Source organism: Streptomyces sp. NPDC005151, from assembly GCF_053599875.1.
The window spans coordinates 32,244-50,325 of the sequence record NZ_JBSFYR010000013.1 but is presented as its reverse complement, the minus strand read 5'-3'; the positions used below and the strand labels follow the sequence as shown (position 1 = coordinate 50,325).

Sequence of the window (18,082 nt, the reverse complement as noted above, 5' to 3'; positions counted from 1 at the left end):
TCCCGCGGGCAGCAGAATTTCGCGACCCCCTGTGGATAAGTTGTCCACAGGGCCGCGGGGTCGTTCGCCGTTTGTCATAGCCATCGGGTTGCATGGGGGCATGACCAACGCAGACCGCGCAGAGCTCAGGGCTTCGGCCGATTCCGTACTGGCCCGACTCGTCGGGGACACCACTGGCACTGCCCGGCTGCGCGAGGACCAGTGGCGGGCCATCGAGGCGCTCGTCGCGGACAAGCGCAGAGCGCTGGTCGTCCAGCGGACCGGCTGGGGCAAGTCCGCCGTGTATTTCGTCGCGACCTCGCTCCTGCGGGCGCAGGGCAGCGGCCCGACCGTGATCGTCTCTCCGCTGCTCGCGCTGATGCGCAACCAGGTCGCGGCCGCGGCCCGGGCCGGCATCACCGCCCGCACGATCAACTCGTCCAATACCGAGGAGTGGGACACCGTCCAGGCCGAGGTGGCCGCGGGCGAGGTGGATGTGCTGCTGGTCAGCCCCGAAAGGCTCAACAATCCCGACTTCCGGGACCAGGTCCTGCCCCGCCTCGCCGCCGCCACCGGGCTGCTCGTGGTCGACGAGGCGCACTGCATCTCCGACTGGGGCCACGACTTCCGGCCCGACTACAGACGGCTGCGGACCATGCTCGCCGATCTACCCGCAGGGGTACCCGTGCTCGCGACGACCGCCACCGCGAACGCGCGGGTGACGGCGGATGTCGCGGAGCAGCTCGGCACCGGGGCGGGTACGGACGCGCTGGTGCTGCGTGGGCCGCTGGACCGCGAGAGTCTCAGCCTCGGCGTAGTGCAACTGCCGAACGCCGCGCACCGGCTGGCCTGGCTGGGCGATCGCCTCAAGGAGCTGCCCGGCTCGGGGATCATCTACACGCTCACGGTCGCGGCCGCTGAGGAGATCACGGCGTATCTGCGCCAGTGCGGACACACCGTTGCGTCCTACACGGGCCGCACCGAGAACGCCGACCGGCAGCAGGCGGAGGACGACCTCCTGGCCAACCGGGTCAAGGCTCTCGTCGCAACGTCCGCGCTCGGCATGGGATTCGACAAACCCGACCTCGGCTTCGTCGTGCACCTCGGCTCTCCCTCCTCCCCCATCGCCTACTACCAGCAGGTGGGCCGCGCGGGCCGGGGCGTCGAGCACGCCGAGGTACTGCTGCTCCCGGGCAAGGAGGACGAGGCGATCTGGCAGTACTTCACCTCGGTCGCCTTCCCTCCGGAGGAGCAGGTCCGACGCACGATCGATGCGCTCGCCCAGGCCGGCCGGCCGCTCTCGCTGCCTGCTCTGGAACCGCTGGTCGACCTTCGGCGCACACGGTTGGAGACCATGCTGAAGGTGCTCGACGTCGATGGCGCGGTCAAGCGGGTGAAGGGCGGCTGGACCGCCACGGGAGAGCCCTGGAACTACGACTCCGAGCGGTATGCCTGGGTGGCACGCCAGCGCTCGGCCGAGCAGCAGGCGATGCGCGACTATGCGACGACGACCGGCTGCCGGATGGAATTCCTGCGTCGTCAACTGGACGACGAGGAAGCGACGGCATGCGGACGCTGTGACAACTGCGCAGGGGCGCGCTTCGACGACCAGGTATCGACGGCCGCCCTGGACACAGCACGGGGCGAACTCGGCAGGCCCGGTGTCGAAGTGGAACCCCGCAAGATGTGGCCGACCGGTCTCGCGGCGGTGGGCGTCGACCTCAAGGGCCGTATCCCGGCGGGAGAACTCTCCTTCTCCGGGCGGGCGCTCGGCCGTCTCTCCGACATCGGCTGGGGCAACCGCCTGCGCCCGATGCTGGCGTCGCAGACACCTGACGCACCGGTTCCGGACGATGTGGCGAACGCGGTGGTGACGGTGCTGGCCGACTGGGCCAAGGGATCCGGGGGCTGGGCGTCCGGCGCAGCCGACGCCGTACCGCGGCCTGTGGGGGTCGTCACGGTCGCCTCGCACAGCAGGCCGCAGCTGATCCAGTCGCTCGCCGGCCGGATCGCCGCGGTCGGCCGCATGCCGCTGCTCGGCAGCGTCGCCTACGCCTCCGGGGCGGACGGGGTACGGATGTCGCAGACCAACAGCGCGCAGCGGGTGCGTGCTCTGCATGAGGCGCTCGTCGTGGAGCCGGAACTGGCCGAGGCATTGGCGTCGGCAGGGGGGCCGGTGCTACTCGTCGACGATCTCTCGGACACCGGCTGGACGCTCGCCGTGGCAGCGCGGCTGCTGCGCAGGGCCGGTGCGGAGGGGGTGTTTCCGCTGGTCCTCGCCGTTCAGGCGTGACAGGGGCGTCATCCGTCCACGGTTTGGGCAGGGATATCCGTGTCATTCCAGCCGATTTCCGCCAGCCGCGCCAATTGCTCGTTGCCGCCTGCCGATACGCCAGGAAGAATTGAACTCGCTCCCCGCACGGTCCTTTCGCGGCCCGGAAGGGCTGTGCCGCGGTGCGCCCCACCCAACCCTGCCCGCACCGTGGGCGCGTATGCGAAGGGAGGATCGTGACCTTCGGATTCGCTCCGTCCGCAGCCACTTCGATGTCGGCGTCCTCGGTGTCCGCCGACTCCGCCAACCGCCTTGCCAGAATGCTCGAACCGGCCGAGTGGGCCGCCGCGGGCATACCGTTGCTGCGCAGCCCGCGCGAGGTGGTCAGCGGCCTGCATACCCGGCACCGGCCGACCCCGGAGACCGCTGTCGTCGCCGTACTCGACCATGAGGAACGCCTCACGGCCAGCGCCTCGTTCACCCGTCGCTCCGTCTCCGCGGACGGCTGGGAGTTCCGAAACGCACTGCTGGCGCATTTGCGCCGGGTCATCCCGCACGATCTGCGCCGCCGCACACCCGTCCGCACCGCAGTGCTGCTCTACTGCCGCGAGGGCGACGAACGGTGGACGGAGGTGGACGGGGCGTGGATGTGGGGTCTGCGGGATGCCTGCACGCTGCACGGCCTGCGGTGCGGCGCGTACATCACGCTGACGCGTGGCGGGTGGCAGGTGCTGGGCGAGGGCCGGGGCGGCCGTCGGCCCAACTCCATATCGACGCCTGCGGCTCTCGCCGACACGGTTGCCGAGCATGATCCGTTCCCGCTGCGCACCGGCGGCGGTGCGGCGGAGGCACTGCGACTTACCGCGGCCCGCTGACCCGGGTCGTGGGCCCGGCCGCCCCGTCGGGCAGCCGGGTCGCCACGGCCGTACGCCTCGTTCGGCTCAGACGCCGGCGCCGAGCACGGCGTTGATCCGCTGCGGGTCACCGCAGACGACCAGCAGCGCTCCGGCACGCTCCCTCGCGAGAGGCAGCACACGGGCAGTGGCGTCATCGACATCACCGTTGACCGCGACGATCACCACGGGGCGGGCCTTCACCCGGTCCGTGGCCACGGCACCGGCGAAGAAGACGTCGTCGCCCGCATCGTGCTGGGCCCAGTAGGCGGCTTCTCCGAAGGAGAGTTCGTGCACCGCCCACGGGTGCTGCTCACCGGTGGTGAGCAGCAGGATGTCGCCCGGTGCGCGTCCGGAGTCGAGCAGCAGATCGACGGCCTCGTCGGCGGCGCCGAGCGCACTGTCGGCCGAGGCCGGGATCAGCTGGAACTGCGGCGCGGAACGATTCTCCGACCGGGCCGTCTGAGGCTGACCGGAGGTGGGATGCGGGCGCTGCGCCGGGGGCGCGGGCCTCGCGGGGCCAGGACCCGGACGACCGGGGCGCGGTGTGGCCGCGGAACGCGGGCCGGGTACGGGACGGGGGGTCGGCGCGGTGCGGCCTGCGGCCGGAGTGACGCGGGGACCCTGGGCGCTCTCGTGAATCTGAGGCTCCTCGGGGATGAGAGGCATGGGTGGTTGTCTATCAAACGCCGACGCAGAGGGCGTCGGCGGGTGGGCACAAATGCGCGATCAGAAGTCGAAGCCGAGTTGGCCCCCGCTTTCCAGTGCAGCCGCCTCGGCGGAGATGCGGATCTTCTTCAGGTGCTGCCACCTGGGCAGCGCGTCGAGGTAGGACCACGAGAGGCGGTGCAGGGGCGTGGGCCCCAGCGCCTCCAGAGCGGCCCTGTGCACGGGGGACGGGTAGCCGGCGTTCGCATCGAACGCGAAAGCGGCGTACTCCCCCGATTCCGCGCCCAGTTCGGCCATCATCGTGTCCCTGTGGACCTTCGCGATCACCGAGGCGGCCGCGACCGCGATGCAGGACTGGTCGCCCTTGATGACGGTTCGGACCGTCCAGGGCTTTCCCAGGTAGTCGTGTTTGCCGTCGAGGATCACTGCGTCGGGGCGCACGGGCAGCGCTTCGAGGGCGCGTACGGCGGCGAGGCGCAGAGCCGCGGTCATCCCGAGCTCGTCGATCTCCTGGGGGGAGGCGTCACCGAGGCCGTAGGCCGTGACCCAGTCCTGAAGCAGCGGCGCCAGCTCGGCACGGCGCTTCGGGCTGATCAGCTTGGAGTCGGTGAGTCCGGCGGGGGGCTTGCGGAGGCCGGTGACAGCCGCGCACACGGTGACCGGTCCCGCCCACGCTCCGCGTCCGACCTCGTCGACACCGGCGACGGTCTTGGCACCAGTGGTAGCGCGCAGTGAGCGCTCGACGGTGTGCGTGGGTGGTTCGTACGGCATGGCGCCAGTCAGCGTACGCCGACAGAGACGCCACGAACACCCCGGGGCGCCGGACCGTCGTGCGGCCCGTGGCGTCACTCCGACGGAACGCTCACGGTCCGGCTGCCACCGGTTGCGTTCAGCTGCCGGCAGGCCGGAGCAGCGGCACCATGATCTGATCGATCAATTCGGCGAGGTACGCATCCGGTCATTCGCTGCCGCACACCTTGCTGCGGTACATCATCATCGCGGGGATCACGTCCAGGGTCAGGTCGCTCGTCGCATCGGAACGGACGTCACCCCGCTCGACACCCCGGCTCACGACCTTCCGAAAGAGCTCGGTGGACGGCTGGATCACGCCTTGGAAGATCACGGCCTGGAAGCGTCCGGAGGCGCTCGAGTCGCACTCGTGAAGCACGGAAAGCAGTGCGGTTCCGGGCGTGGAGAGCATGGCGTCGCGCAGCCGTCGGCCCAGCTGGTAGAGATCTTCGCGAATGCTGCCGCAGTCGGGCGCCTCACCGATCGCGGGCAACGCCGCCCGCAGCGCCTCCGCCACCAGTCGACCATCGGTCTCTACAAAACCGAGCTCATCAAGCCGCAGCGGCCCTGGAAAGCCCTGAGCGAAGTCGAGTTGGCCACCGCTGAGTACGTCGATTGGTACAACCACCGCCGACTCCACGGTGAGATCGGCCACGCCCCACCCGCCGAATACGAAACCACCCACTACCAGAACAACCAAAAACAGCAGGCCACAGCCACAATCTAGAGTCTCCACCGAACCCGGAACGGTTCAACCACCGCCAGGCGGCAGCACCAGCATGATCACGATCTACCACTGGAGTAACCCGACCCCGCGTCGTCAAACGCGCGATCTCCAAGTACAACGCCAAAGGCACCATCGACCGGACCAGCTACAAGGCCACCACCAGCATCGGCCGGACCAGCTACAAGGCCACCACCAGCATCGACATCCTGACCACACCAGACCCATGACAGGAGCCCGCTGGAGCCATCGTGACTGGATAGCTGGTCACCCGCGGTCGAGTTGATCTCGGAGCGCATTTTCGTGATTATTGGGTCTCGTGTCCCAGGCCGCGCCGTTTCCCAGCTACGAGGAACTCGCGGTGCTGGTAGTTGAGTTGAGGAGTGAGCTGGCCCAAGCGCGGGCCCGGATCGCGGACCTGGAAGCCCGGCTGGGCCAGAACTCCACGAACTCCTCGAAGCCCCCGTCCTCGGACGGTCTGGCCAAACCCGCCCCGAAGTCGCTGCGTGGGAAGTCCGGGCGTGGCCCGGGCCGCCCCAAGGGGCAGCCGGGTGCCACGTTGCGCCAGGTCGAGACCCCGGACGAGACCTTTACCCACCGACCCGGCCCGTGCACTGGCTGCGGGGCCGACCTCTTGGACGCGCCCGTGGTCGGGGTGGAGCGTCGCCAGGTCTTCGACCTGCCCGAGGAGATACGGCTGCAGGTCACCGAGCACCGACTGCTCTCGATACGGTGTGCCTGCGGGAAGAAGGCCCGGGCTGCCGCTCCGGCCCAGGTCGCCGCCCCGGTGCAGTACGGGCCCCGGCTGGCCGCCGTCGGGGTGTATCTGATGCACGGGGTGCGCGACGAAGCATTACGTCTTCGAGCGGGGGTGGAAGGACCCTGCCGTTGGGCCGTCGCAGCGGCCTGATCGAAGCTGAGGGCAGTCTGATCCGGGGAACGCCGGGGAGGGCGGGAAGCAGCCCTGACAAAGCCGGGACGGATCGGCACTGCCAGACGGTCCGGGCCCGGCGAGCGAGGCCAGAAGGTGCAGCGGAAGCAAACCAGTGGTTGAAGTCCCGTAACGCAGGTGCCGGCTCGAACCTGGTGGATCTGGGCCGGTGTGCAGCGCGTGAGCGACGTCGTGAGGCGTTGGTCAACTCCGAAGCCGAGTTCCGTGGTCGGTGGGGAGGCCATGCCGAAGGTCTGCGGCGTAGGTGTGGCGATGCTGTCGGGGCAGAGCTGGGCACCGCCCTGGCCGATCGAGGCGTGGTGAACGTCGGAACCATCCGCGGTCGCCCGCGGCTCGGACAGCCGGTCCGGGAAGCGGGCAGGTCCGTTGCCGACTGAGGGCCGTGGGATGGGGCGGAGTCCTCGTAGTAGTCCGAGCGCACGAGAGGTGCGTGCATGGCGAAGGGGGACAGCAGGTCAGTGGCCGAAGGACTGGAAAGCTGGGAGGTTGTCGCCGGTGAATACCGACGAGCTGGAGTCTGCCCTGTTCGGGGCGGAGGTCCGGGTACTGGGGATCCAGACGAAGCTGCACCGCTGGGCTCGCGATGATCCTCATCGCAGGTTCGATGATCTTCACAACCTTGTCGCTGATCCCGCGTTCCTTCTGGTCGCGTGGGATCGGGTGCGGGGCAACAAGGGTGCCAGGACTGCCGGGGTGGACGGCCGCACAGCGGTGTCGATCGCCACGGGGACGGGCGTCGAGGAGTTCCTCGACGGACTGCGGGCCTCGCTGAGGGATCGCAGTTTCCAACCCCAGCCGGTGCGGGAGCGGATGATTCCCAAGGCGAACGGCAAGCTGCGCCGCCTGGGGATCGCAACGATTCGCGACCGGGTGGTCCAGGCGTCCGTGAAGCTGGTGCTGGAGCCGGTGTTCGAGGCGGAGTTCCTCCCGTGTTCGTACGGGTTCCGCCCGATGCGTCGGGTCCATGACGCGGTGGCCGAGGTGCGCTACCTCTCCTCCCGCTCATACGAGTGGATCGTTGAGGGAGACATCCAGGCCTGCTTCGACGAAATCTCGCATCCGGCCCTGATGGACCGGGTGCGCAGGCGAGTCGGAGACAAACGCGTGTTGGCACTGGTGAAGGCGTTTCTCAAGGCGGGCATCCTCGGTGAGGACCGCGTGCTGCGGGAGAACAACGCTGGAACCCCACAGGGTTCGATCTTGTCGCCGCTCCTGAGCAACGTGGCCCTGGCAGTCCTGGACGAGCACATCGCCCGGGGTCCGGGAGGTCCCGCGTCCAGCAGTTGGGAGCGTGGCAAACGCCGCCGTAACGAACTGCCGAACTACAGGCTGGTCCGTTTCGCCGACGACTGGTGCCTGATGATCTCGGGCACCAGAGCCGACGCGAAGGCGCTGCGGGAGGAGATCGCAGAGGTCCTGTCCACCCGGATGGGCCTGCACCTCTCGCAGGAGAAGACCCTGATCACCCATATCGACGACGGGTTGGACTTCCTCGGGTGGCACATCCAGCGCCACCGAAAACGGGGCACCACCCGGACCTACGTCTACACCTATCCCTCACGCAAGGCCCTGAGGGCCGTGATGGCCAAGGCCAAGGCGTGGTGCCGGGAGATGGACACGAGCCAGCCACTGGACGCCCTGCTCATCCGTCTCAACCAGATGCTGCGGGGCTGGTGCGTCTTCTTCCAACCCGGCGTATCCAGCGCGACCTTCGGATACCTGGCGCACTATGCGCGCGAGCAAGTCATCCGATGGCTGCGCCGAAAACACCGCCGGATCACCTGGAAGGACCTCTACCGTCGCTTCTGCGACCACCGAGGATGGCCGACCGGGGAAGACCGGACGCTGTTCGACCCCGGGCAGATGGGCACAACCCGCTACCGGTATCGGGGCGCAGTGATCCCCAACCCCTGGACGGCGACAGGATGATACTCAACGAGTGAGTCCACAGCGGGACTTGTGGAGAGCCCGTTGCGGTGTGAGCCGCACGGCGGGTTCGGGAAGCGGTTCAGGGAAACGGGCAGGTCGCAAGACCTGCACCGCGCCCTGAACCGACTTTCACCAGTTCCTGTCCAAGGACCGCACCGCCCGCGCGCTGGCCGATCTGTTCGGCGCTCCGGTCGCGGTGGCCACCGTGGCAAGCTGGGTCCGCCGGTGCGCCAGGACCCTGGACACCTTCGGCCGCGCGGTCGCCGAGCAGGTGGCACGGGCGCCGCTGGCCTTCTTCGACGAGACCGGATTCCGCACGGCCGGCTGCCTGCACTGGCTGCACTCCGCCTCCACCGGGATGTTCGTGCACCTGAGCGTGCACCGGCGGCGCGGGACCGAAGCGACCGATGCCGCTGGGATCCTGCCCGCGTTCCGCGGGGTGGCCATGCACGACGCCTGGGCCCCGTACGACACCTACACCGAGGCCACCCACGCCTTGTGCTCAGCTCATGCCCTGCGCGAGCTGGTCGCGGTCACCGAATGCGGGTCCGAACAGGCCCGCTGCGCTGCCTACCGGGCCATCGACGCGCTGCTGGCGCTGAAGAAGGCCGCCGACGCAGCCCGCACCGCGGGTGCTGAGCGGATCGCGGACCGGCTCAGCACCGGGGAGCTCAAAGCGTTGCGGACGGCGGTCCGTGACGGGATCAAGGCCACCACAGCACGCGCATCGAAGACCGAGTGCAAGCACAACGCGCTGTTCAAGCGGCTGTACAACCGCTGGGACGACTACCTGCGCTGGGTCCACAACCTGCGGCTGCCCTTCGACAACAACCCGGCCGAGCAGACGATCAGGATGGCGAAGCTGCGGATCAAGGTGTCCGGGAGTCTGCGAACCCTGCTCGGAGCCCAAGACTTCGCGGCCATCCGCACCTACCTGGCCACCGCCGACCGGCACGGCCAGAACATGCTCGATGTCCTCGACCAAGCCATGCGCGGCAGACCCTGGACGCCCGCCACCATCTGATCTTCACCGGTCCCACCAACCGGCGATCACACATGCCTCCGAGCGGGGAGCAGCTATCCAGTCACGAGCCATCTACACGGCGTTGGGGCTAGCCGAGCGGCCCCGGACGCGCCGAAGCCCTGCCAGGCAGAGCCTGACAGGGCTTCGACGTGATGGGGGCTACCGATCCGCTCTCACTCGGAAGACCTGGTCATCCTTGATCGATCCAGGAATGGGGAATTCCTGCATCAGCGGGCTCGGATCCGTGGCGGGAACGAAAACTTCAGCCCAGAAGACATGCCCCGCAACGACGTAATCGTACGGATGGTCTTCGGAGACTCGGAAGAGTGCGCTCTCTCCCCAGCTACGCCCGGCCCTCCACTCTTCGGCGCGCAAGGCTTCCGGGCCCGCGTCCGACAGGCTGAGGCCTGCGTACCGATCAGCCAGCGAGATTCGGGAGACGTCCTGGAACAAGACGTCGAAGACCCGAGGGGCATCCCCCTCCTCGCCCCCCGACAATCCGCGAAGCAGGATCTTGCTGTGGCCTACTCCAATAGCCCACGGCTTGAACGTGCCCTGCAGAGTCAGCGGGAGATTCCCCTCCACCAATTGGTACGTCACTTGAACTTGACCCTTGCCCATGTTTCGGTACGTCGACTCATTCGATAGAAGTCTACCTGTCCCATGAGACCGGCTTCATTGACCTGGATCAATTCCCACTGTGTCCACATGCGCTGCTTTTCGGGCGTCTCCAGTGCGATCTTCAGAGCCTTCGCGGGCCCCTGACTCGCGCCTGCGAGACCGTCGAGCAGGAAGGACAGTCGTGCTTCGCCTGCCTTCACCTGGCCAATCGCATTGAGAACATCCTGTTTCCACGTGGCATCCGGCGAACCGAGGAAGTGCTCGGCTTCAATGGACTTGGCGAAGTCCTTCAGACCATTTTCACGCCGACCAAGGGCGTAATGAGCAACGGAATCATCTCCGCCGCCGCCCTCGCAGTTGTGCACCAGGACCGGCGCGGTCCCCGCCAGGACGTAGTACGTGTGGATGTCGGAGACGGTGAGGTTGTGAACCGCCTCGGCGAGGACCGTCCAGCGCTGGATCGCGGTGATCTGGACACGGGTGCCGGCGCTGGTCTGCAGCCACTGGCCGGACTCGAGGTCGGTGGCCTTGACCCACTCACGCAGCTCGGGCACCCAGATCGGGTGGCCGTCGGTCGCGGTGACCTGGGCCGTCTTCGAGCCGGCCTTGCCGTCGACGTCGATCGTGATCTTGACCAGGTGCTTGAGGCCCTGGCCCTTGATCTCGGCGGTGACCGTCTCGATCCGGGTCTGGCCGGTCGTCGGGTCGGTGGCGACGACCTTGTCGCCGGCCTTGACCTTCTCGATCGGCTTGGTGGAGCCGTCGGCCATCAGCACCTTCGTGCCGGGCACGAAGCTGTTGCAGGTGCCGCCTTCCTCCACCTTGCCGGCGCCGCCGGAGCCGCTCGATCCGCCCTTGCTGCGGGCGGATCCACCGGAGCTGCCGCCGCCGCCTCCGCCGGAGCTCTTGCTGCCGCCGCCCTTGCCCGCGCTGCTCTTGCCGCCGCCTGTGCTGTGGGAGGAGGCTTTCGGAGCGGCCTTGGCCTGGGCCTGCTTCTGGGCGGGATTGCCCGTCTTCCGCTTCGCGGCGGCAGCCGCGTCGGCTCTTCTCTTGGCGGCCTCGGCGGCCTTCTTCTTCGCTCGTTGCGCGGCCTCCTTCTTGGCCTTCTCGATGGCGAGCTTCTTGGCCCGTAGCGCTGCCGCTTCGGCGGCCTTGGCTGCCTTGAGGACGGCCTCGGCGGCCTTCTTGGCGACCTTGAACGCCTTGATGGCGTCGATCGTGCGGTTGACGGCCTTGATGACCGCCGGGATCTTGCCGAGCTTCGCCCACGGGATCGCGTCGACCGCGATGCTCACGCAGGACCACATGTCACCGCCGAAGCAGGCCATGGCGTCGTTGATGCCGATGAAGTCCTTCAGCGTCTCCCACGCGACCGCGAGGATGACGGAGGTGAGGGACTTGCCCTGCATCGCCTGCGCCTGCGCGACCTGGGCCGCCGACAGACCCGCGCCCGCGAGGGCCGCGGCCTGCTCCGAGGCGGTCAGGCTGATGGCCAGACCCGTCGGGTCCGAGTACGTGGCCGGGTTGTTGTGGGCGTAGACGTACCCGTTGGCCTGCTGCGGGTCGTTCAGGTCGAGCACCGGGTCGGCGGACAGGAAACGTCCGACCGTCGGATCGTAGAGACGGGCGCCCAGCGGCTGGAAGCCGGAGGCGTCGTCGCGGGACTTGCCCAGGAATCCGTTGCTGTTCTGGAAGTTCTGCCCCACCGTGTCGGCGCCGCGCTGGTTGCCGAACGGATCCTGCTTGCGTACCCGGACCGGCATGCCGCTGGTGAGCGCGACCTCCGCGTACGCGGAACCCTGGTGGTCCGAGGCGAGCGCGGTGAGCGCCTCCCCGCCCGCGCCGTTGGCGTAACGCATGATCGCGCCGCCGGGGGCCGCGTAGGTGCGCTCGGTACGGACGAGGACGCCGCCCTGCTGGACGGTGACCTGCGCCTCACCGAGATTCAGCGTGGCCTGCTTGCCCTGGATGGTCAGCAGACGTCCGCCGTCGGGGCCGTAGATGTGCCGGGTGTCGTTCTGCGGCAGCCACTGCTGGGCGGCCCGGGCCGCGTCACAGGTGGTGAGCACGATCGCGGTGCCGCTCGCGTTCGCCGCGCCCTGCACCGCGAGGCACAGGTTGGAGTCGACGTGGGTCAGCTGACCCGAGGCGTTGCGCTTCAGCTGCTGGGCGCTGCCGCCGTCGCACTTCTGGAGCTGGACCGCGGAACCGGGGGTGTTGGCGGCCGGCTGCAGGCACCAGGTGTCGTACATCTTCAGGGTGCCGAGGTCCGGGTTCGCCTGCGGAGCCGAGGCCGTGCCCGGGGCCGGGTCGAAGTGCCAGGCCTGCGCCACCGTGCCGTTGCACTGGTAGAGCTGGACCGGCTGACCCGCCGCGGCGAGACCGGACTTGAGGTCGATGCACTTTTGGCCGAGACCCACGTACGGGGTCTTGCCTCCGGAGCCCGAACCGGTGATCCGCTCGACCTTGCCGTCCCAGGTCCAGGTCAGATCCTGCTTGTCACCGTTCTGGACCGAGGTGATCGACTTGGTCTCGCCGGTCAGCTCGTACAGTCGCGTGGCCTCGGCCGTGACCTGCGCCCCCGCGGGGGTCGTGTACTTCTTGGTGACCTTGGTCAGGGTGTGCGGCTGGTCCTTCGCGGTGTTCTTGCCGTACGCGTAGTCGGTGATCGCGTCCTTGGCCGTGTTGCCGGCCAGGTCCTTCTCGGTCAGCTTGGTGCGGTTGCCGAGAAGGTCGTACTCGTACTCCTGCCAGTAGCCGGAGCTGTCCTTGCCCGACGCCACGTTGAGCGTGCCGTCGGTGTTCTTCGGGTTGGTGCAGTTGGTCTGGTCCTTGGAGGTCCAGGCCGACTTGAGCTGACCCACCGGGTCGTAGACGAAGCACTGGCGCTCCTCGATCCCGGTGGACTTCTCCTGGATCGAGGTGACGTTGCCGGCCGGGTCGTAGGTGTAGCCCCGGTTCGAGACCAGGTTGCCACCGACCACGGACTTGTCCGCGTCGGCGCCGCCCTTCTCCCGGTAGACCGACTGCTCCGTGAGCGCGCCGCTGGACTCGTCGAACGCGTTCTGCGTCCACACCCGGTAGGGCTGGGCGCCCAGGGTGGAGCGCATGACCTGGCCGTACGGGTCGTAGACCGTCTCGGAGCCGTACCAGTTCTTGCCGGAGATCGAGAGCGGCAGACCCTGCTTGTTGTAGCGGACGACCAGCTTCTCTGAGGCGAACTTGCCCGCCTCGGGAAGCGTGGTCTCGTCCAGCATTCCGTTGTCGGAATACGTGTAGCTGTAGGTGTAGTCCTTCTTGAAGCCCCACGTGTCGACGATCGACTGCGGCAGGGACAGCGTGGTCGAGGTCGGCGCGTAGTCCTTGGTGTAGCCGTTGACCTTCTGGGTGTACGCCAGACCGTCGGTGTAGCGCGTGGCGGTCGCGGGCATGCCCTTGCCGCCCGGGACGGTGTCGTACGTGTAGTCGGCCAGCACGGTTCCGGTGGCGTTGTTCAGGCGCTGCTGCTTCGGCCGCGACAGCTCGTCGTAGCCGCTCCAGACCTTGGTGCCACGGGCGTTCGTGAGGGTCAGAACGCGGCCGAAGGCGTCGTACTCCGTAGAGGTCGCGCCCGCGTCCGGGTCGGTCGCTGTCAGCAGGTTGCCCTGGTGGTCGTACGTCCAGGTCCACGGGTGCGTCTTGTCGGCGGAGGCGGTCGCCTTCTCCATCCGGCCGTGCGCGTCGTAGTCGTAGCTCGTCGACGTGAACCCGCCGGGCGCCGCCGGATTGACGGTGTCCGTGCGGACCGTGCGGCCCAGCGCGTCGGTGAAGACCGTGTAGGACGAGTCACCCTGCGGCTGGACGACCTTCGACCAGTCCTCGCCGTACTCGTACTTCGTGGCCCGGTCCTCGTACGGCTGGGAGTAGGACTCCTTGGTCTTCGGGTCGACCCACTTGAGGTACGGGGTCTCCTTGACCACGCGGCCGAGGCCGTCGTAGGTGTAGCGGGTGATGTTGGGAACGACCGTGTCGGAGACCGGGGTGAAGAGTTCGCCCGGCGTGGCCTCCTGGGTCAGATAGGCGTTGTTGGTCTGGTAGACCTCACCGGCGCTGTCGTACAGCGTGTCGGTGATCAGCCAGCCGGAGCCGTTGTCCGACTCCTCCTGCGTCTGGCGCTCACGGCCGAGGCCGTCGTAGAGGGTGACGGAGGTCTCGATCCGGTCCTCGTAGCCACGCGCGTAAGTGGTGACGTACGGAGGCTTGCGGATCTTGGTCTTCGGGTCCTTGGGGTCGGTCTCCTCCTTCGGGACCGTGTAGACCGCGCGGAAGTCCGGGACGCCGCTGCCAGGGGTACGGCCCGGGGCCCACGCCTCGGCCAGACGACCCAGCGGGTCGTACACGGCCTCACTGACGAAGTTGTTGACGTCGGTCGTCTTGAGGGTGACCGCGCGGCCCGGCTCCAGCTCCTGGATCTGGCTGTGGCCGGAGACGTTGGTCGTGGTGACCTTGAACACCTGGCCCTGGGGCGGGTCGTAGGTGATCGTGGAGGACTTCGGGCTCGGCTGCTTCAGCTGTTCCGGGCTGGTCGCCCGGATCACCCGGCCGACCTCGTCGAAGCCCGTGGTGCCGTTGGTCTCGAAGCCGGTGCCGGCGCCGTTGAGCGACCACGACTCGGTGGCCAGACCGCGGCTGTTCGCTCCGAGTGCGGTGCCGTAGGCCGTGCCGTCGTACGCGGTGCGGGTGGCGCCGCTGAGCGTGGACAGGTCGGTCCACTTGGCGTTCTCACAGGTCGTCGGCGAGACCAGGACCTGCTTGGACAGGCCGATGAGGTTCTTGGTGGTCTGGTGCAAATACTCCAGCTTGGTGCAGGACTCGTCGCCGGTCTTCTCGGTGTCGCCCAGCGACTCCACGAGCTCGGGCAGACCGTACGTCGCGTCGTACGCCGTCGTGGTCTTCACCGAGCGCAGGGTGCGGCCGACGTTGCCCTTGTCGTCCTTGTCGTCCTTGTTCTTGCCGGACGCCTTGGTGTAGGCGATCTCCTCGGGCTCCGTGACCCGCCACGCCTTGAGCGGGTCCAGGCCGTCGTCACGGTCGCGCTTGGCCAGCTCGGTGGCCTCGGGCTTGGTGATCGAGCGGGACAGCCAGTCCTTGTCGGCCTTGGTGGAGTCGGTGTACGTGAGCTCCTCGGCGATCCGGCCGGCGAACGCCTCGCGGTCCTTGGCGATCTCGGCACCGGTGATGTCCTTGACCGGAACGGTGTCGCCCATGCCGCGGAAGTAGCGGGTGACGGACTTGGAGCGCGGGCTGTCGGGGCCCGGGGTGTCCTCGCCGGGGGTGGAGCCCTCGCCGCTGTCCGCGGCGGACTTCTTCGGGCCGGTGATCACCGTGGTCTGCTCGAAGCCGGCGAACTGCGAATACGTGCGCGTGGACTTCTTGGTGAACTCGGCGTCGGCGAATTTCCAGGCCGGGTTCTCGTACTCGTAGGAGGTCCGGGTCGTGAAGTTGCCCTCGATGTTGGGCAGTTCCTCGATGGAGTCCACGACGTACTTGTGGAACCAGTCGATGTCCTCGACCTCGGGGTCCGGGTTCCAGAACGACGGGTAGCACAGCCGGTCGTTGGCCTTCAGTGCCGCCTTGTCGGCCTTGCCCGGAAGCGGACCATTGAGGCAGTCGCCCTCGATCGGCTTGTAGTTGACGACGGTCTCGCCGCCATACTCGTTGACGACACGCGCGATGCGCAGCCGGGAGAAGCCCGGACGCGACGGGTGGACCGCCTCGACGCGGTTGGGCATGTCCTCGGTGTTCGGCTCGAACCGCACCGAGTTGAGCATGATGCTGTCGTCGGTGGAGCCCTTGCGGGCGTAGCCGGTGCGCTGGACGGACTCCAGCCACAGGGCGGTGTTCGCGCCGGTCTTCAGCTCGGCGAAGGACTGCTTGAGCTGGTACTGGTCGACGACCTGGCGGACGGTGGTGTCGGTGCGCCGCTGGGCCGAGGTCTGGATCTTGTCGAGGCGCTTGCGGGTCCAGAAGGACGGGCCGGCGTTCCAGCACTTCTTCTTGGCTTCACAGCGCAGGTCGGCCGGGGTGTCGAACCAGGGCCGGTACTTGCCCGGGTCCTTGGACTTGAAATTGTCCTCGATGCAGGTGACGTCGCCCACGGCGTAGCAGCGCTCGGCGACGGTGAAGCCGACGCGGGCCGGGGCCGTGGCGGTGAAGATGCTGTCCTTGCGCTGGCCGTAGTAAATGTGCGACAGGTAGCCGTCGCGGTCGTAGACGACCGGGGCCTTGAAGTTGAAGTTCCGGGCGTAGTAGTTCTGGTCCTTGTTCCACCACAGCGACATGGCGTTGCCGTGGACGTCCTCGACGTAGTCGAGGCCCCAGCGCCAGCCCTGGGTGCACCAGGAGTTCTTCCAGTCGTCGGTGGTCGGACCCTTGTAGCAGTCCTCGCCCGGGTGGTTGCCGTAGACCGGGACCGTGAGCACCGAGTCGGTGGTCGGGTCGTCGTCCGCGGTGATGTCCGGGGTGCCCTTGTCGGACCAGCCTGGCAGCTTGTTCAGACCGAAGTGGTACTTGGTGCCGTCCTTGGTGGTGACGACCCAGTACTCACCGTCCTTCGCATTGTTGCCGGTGGCCTTGCCGGTGATCCGCTCGATCTTGGAGCCGTCGCCGTTGGCGGTGAACCACTGGCCGACGGGCTTGCCGTCGCTGCCGTTCGGGCCCTTCGTGGCGTCCCAGACCAGCTCGGTGGTCATGCCGCCGAGCGAGAGGGTCGCGTTGTCCGAGCCCCAGCACAGGTCCGCGGTGCGGTGCGTCTTGTTGTTCGCACCGTCCTTCTTGGAGTCCTCGCGGCAGTTGACGTACGTACGGGTGATGGAGCCCGCGTTGTAGTCCCAGCCGTCACCGATCCACGACGCCTGGTTGTTCGACGAGGAGGTCCGGCCGTCGACCGACTGGGAGGAGTACGCCAGGTTGACCTTCGGCATCAGGCCGCCGGCGGTCTCGGGGACCTGCACGTCGTACGAGTACGTGAACGCACCCGACGAAGAACCCGCCGACCAGGCGCCGGACGACAGCAGCGGGGAGGCCGTGAAGTCGCCCTGCACCGAGGAGCCGGTGTCGAGCATGCCGAGCGCGGCGCCGCCGGTCGTGTTGGCGACGGGCCGCACCCCGGTCTCGTAGGACGCCTTGGTGGCCTGGCCGGCCGAGGCGAAGTCCTCGCCGAGCAGGCCGGCGACCGGGACCGTGCCGGTGACGAGGGTGCGGGTGCTCGCCTTCTTCGCGGCCTTCGACTTGGTCGGCGCGTCCTTCGCCGCGACGACCTTGACCGAGGAACTCAGCCGCTGGAAGTGGGCCTTGCCGTTCTTGACGTCCTTGTCCCCCTCGGACACGGACATCGTCGTGACACCCGCGTCGTCCGCGCAGTCACCCTCCGTCGGCGAGGAATACACGCACTCCGGCAGCAGCATCAGACCGAAACGGTGAGCCGCCTGCGGACCATACAGATCCGCGAAACCGGTCGTGTCGACCGTCAGCGTCACCTCGGCGGCCGGGTCGACCGTCGCCGGCGGGGTCACCTTCATGACCAGACCCGACACACCCGCGTCCTGCGACGTGGCCTGCGGAGCCAGCCCCACAGTCCAGTTGCCGGCGAGGGCCGAGGCATCGCCGCCCTCGGGCACACCGATGGCAATCGGCAGATTGTTCGTCTCATTCGTCACCGGCACCGTGGCACCAGGCGCGGTCGTCGACTCGATCTTCGCGCTACCACTGCCGTCGACCCACGGAGTGATGTTCGCCGGCGTATAACTCTCGATCGGAACCTCAGGCGCCAGCGTCAGCGTCTTCTGGGCCGTCTCGTCGCCGGGGAGTTCGGTGCTCTTGGGCAGCTCCGGCAGCTCGACCTTGGAGAGGTCCTTCTCGCGGTTCATGCCGGGACCGGGGATGGCCAGCGCCTGACCGCCCAGGCTGGTCACGGTCAATGTCGAGGACAAAAGGAGGACGGTCGCCGTGCGGCTTCGCCGCCGGCGCCTTCGTTGTGACTCCGTCAGGGCTGGGCGTCCTCGCCCCAGCCATGACAGCGGACCTGAAGCACGCATACGCGTCGACTCCCACCCTGGCAATTCAGACAACGGACGAGGTGCGGAAACACCAAAAGGCACACGCCTGGCTCAGGCGCGTGCGTGCGCACTCTCTGTCATGGACGGACCACATTTCAAGGTCACCGGGAGGGTCCGGAAACGGGTTCCAGTGA

Annotated in this window: 10 protein-coding genes; 6 read left to right on the top strand and 4 right to left on the bottom strand. The window is 68.1% G+C overall.

The window, feature by feature from the left end; genetic code table 11:
• Positions 1 to 100 precede the first annotated feature (100 nt).
• Together ACWD6R_RS10240 and ACWD6R_RS10235 are read left to right on the top strand one after the other, a co-directional pair.
• The gene (locus ACWD6R_RS10240) at positions 101 to 2,272 is read left to right on the top strand and encodes a RecQ family ATP-dependent DNA helicase (RefSeq protein WP_451818297.1); all 2,172 of its coding nucleotides are present in this window, start codon (positions 101 to 103) and stop codon (positions 2,270 to 2,272) included.
• 215 nt (positions 2,273 to 2,487) lie between these two features.
• A complete protein-coding gene (locus ACWD6R_RS10235) occupies positions 2,488 to 3,126 on the top strand; it encodes a hypothetical protein (protein WP_451818296.1) in 639 nt (212 codons plus the stop codon).
• A 66-nt stretch (positions 3,127 to 3,192) separates the two neighbouring features.
• Here ACWD6R_RS10235 and ACWD6R_RS10230 read toward each other — a convergent pair whose 3' ends face one another.
• The 3 genes from ACWD6R_RS10230 to ACWD6R_RS10220 all read right to left on the bottom strand — a co-directional run bounded on the left by ACWD6R_RS10230 (position 3,193) and on the right by ACWD6R_RS10220 (position 5,230).
• A complete protein-coding gene (locus ACWD6R_RS10230) occupies positions 3,193 to 3,813 on the bottom strand; it encodes a hypothetical protein (RefSeq protein ID WP_451818295.1) in 621 nt (206 codons plus the stop codon).
• A gap of 60 nt (positions 3,814 to 3,873) precedes the next feature.
• On the bottom strand, positions 3,874 to 4,584 hold the full coding sequence (locus tag ACWD6R_RS10225; RefSeq protein WP_366688945.1) for a ribonuclease HII: 711 nt from the start codon (positions 4,582 to 4,584) through the stop codon (positions 3,874 to 3,876).
• 187 nt (positions 4,585 to 4,771) lie between these two features.
• Positions 4,772 to 5,230, bottom strand: coding sequence for a TetR-like C-terminal domain-containing protein (locus ACWD6R_RS10220; RefSeq protein ID WP_451818346.1), 459 nt, complete (start codon positions 5,228 to 5,230; stop codon positions 4,772 to 4,774).
• On the opposite strand from ACWD6R_RS10220, the gene ACWD6R_RS10215 reads away from it, so the two are divergent.
• From ACWD6R_RS10215 to tnpC, 4 genes are all read left to right on the top strand, one after another.
• Positions 5,153 to 5,329, top strand: a complete 177-nt coding sequence (locus ACWD6R_RS10215; RefSeq protein ID WP_451818345.1) for an IS3 family transposase — start codon at positions 5,153 to 5,155, stop codon at positions 5,327 to 5,329. The two genes, ACWD6R_RS10220 and ACWD6R_RS10215, sit on opposite strands and share 78 nt — an antisense overlap.
• A gap of 316 nt (positions 5,330 to 5,645) precedes the next feature.
• A complete protein-coding gene (locus tag ACWD6R_RS10210) occupies positions 5,646 to 6,236 on the top strand; it encodes a DUF6444 domain-containing protein (protein WP_451818294.1) in 591 nt (196 codons plus the stop codon).
• 537 nt (positions 6,237 to 6,773) lie between these two features.
• Positions 6,774 to 8,207 carry a group II intron reverse transcriptase/maturase gene (gene ltrA, locus ACWD6R_RS10205; protein WP_451818293.1) on the top strand — a complete coding sequence of 478 codons (1,434 nt, stop codon included), beginning with the start codon at positions 6,774 to 6,776 and terminating at the stop codon, positions 8,205 to 8,207.
• Between the two features lie 139 nt (positions 8,208 to 8,346).
• Entirely contained in the window at positions 8,347 to 9,231 is an 885-nt protein-coding gene (gene tnpC, locus ACWD6R_RS10200) for an IS66 family transposase (RefSeq protein WP_451818344.1), read from the top strand.
• Between the two features lie 596 nt (positions 9,232 to 9,827).
• On the opposite strand, the gene ACWD6R_RS10195 is transcribed toward tnpC, so the two are convergent.
• Positions 9,828 to 17,759 (bottom strand): ricin-type beta-trefoil lectin domain protein, encoded by a 7,932-nt coding sequence (locus ACWD6R_RS10195; protein ID WP_451818343.1) that lies wholly within the window; start codon positions 17,757 to 17,759, stop codon positions 9,828 to 9,830.
• Positions 17,760 to 18,082: the final 323 nt, after the last annotated feature.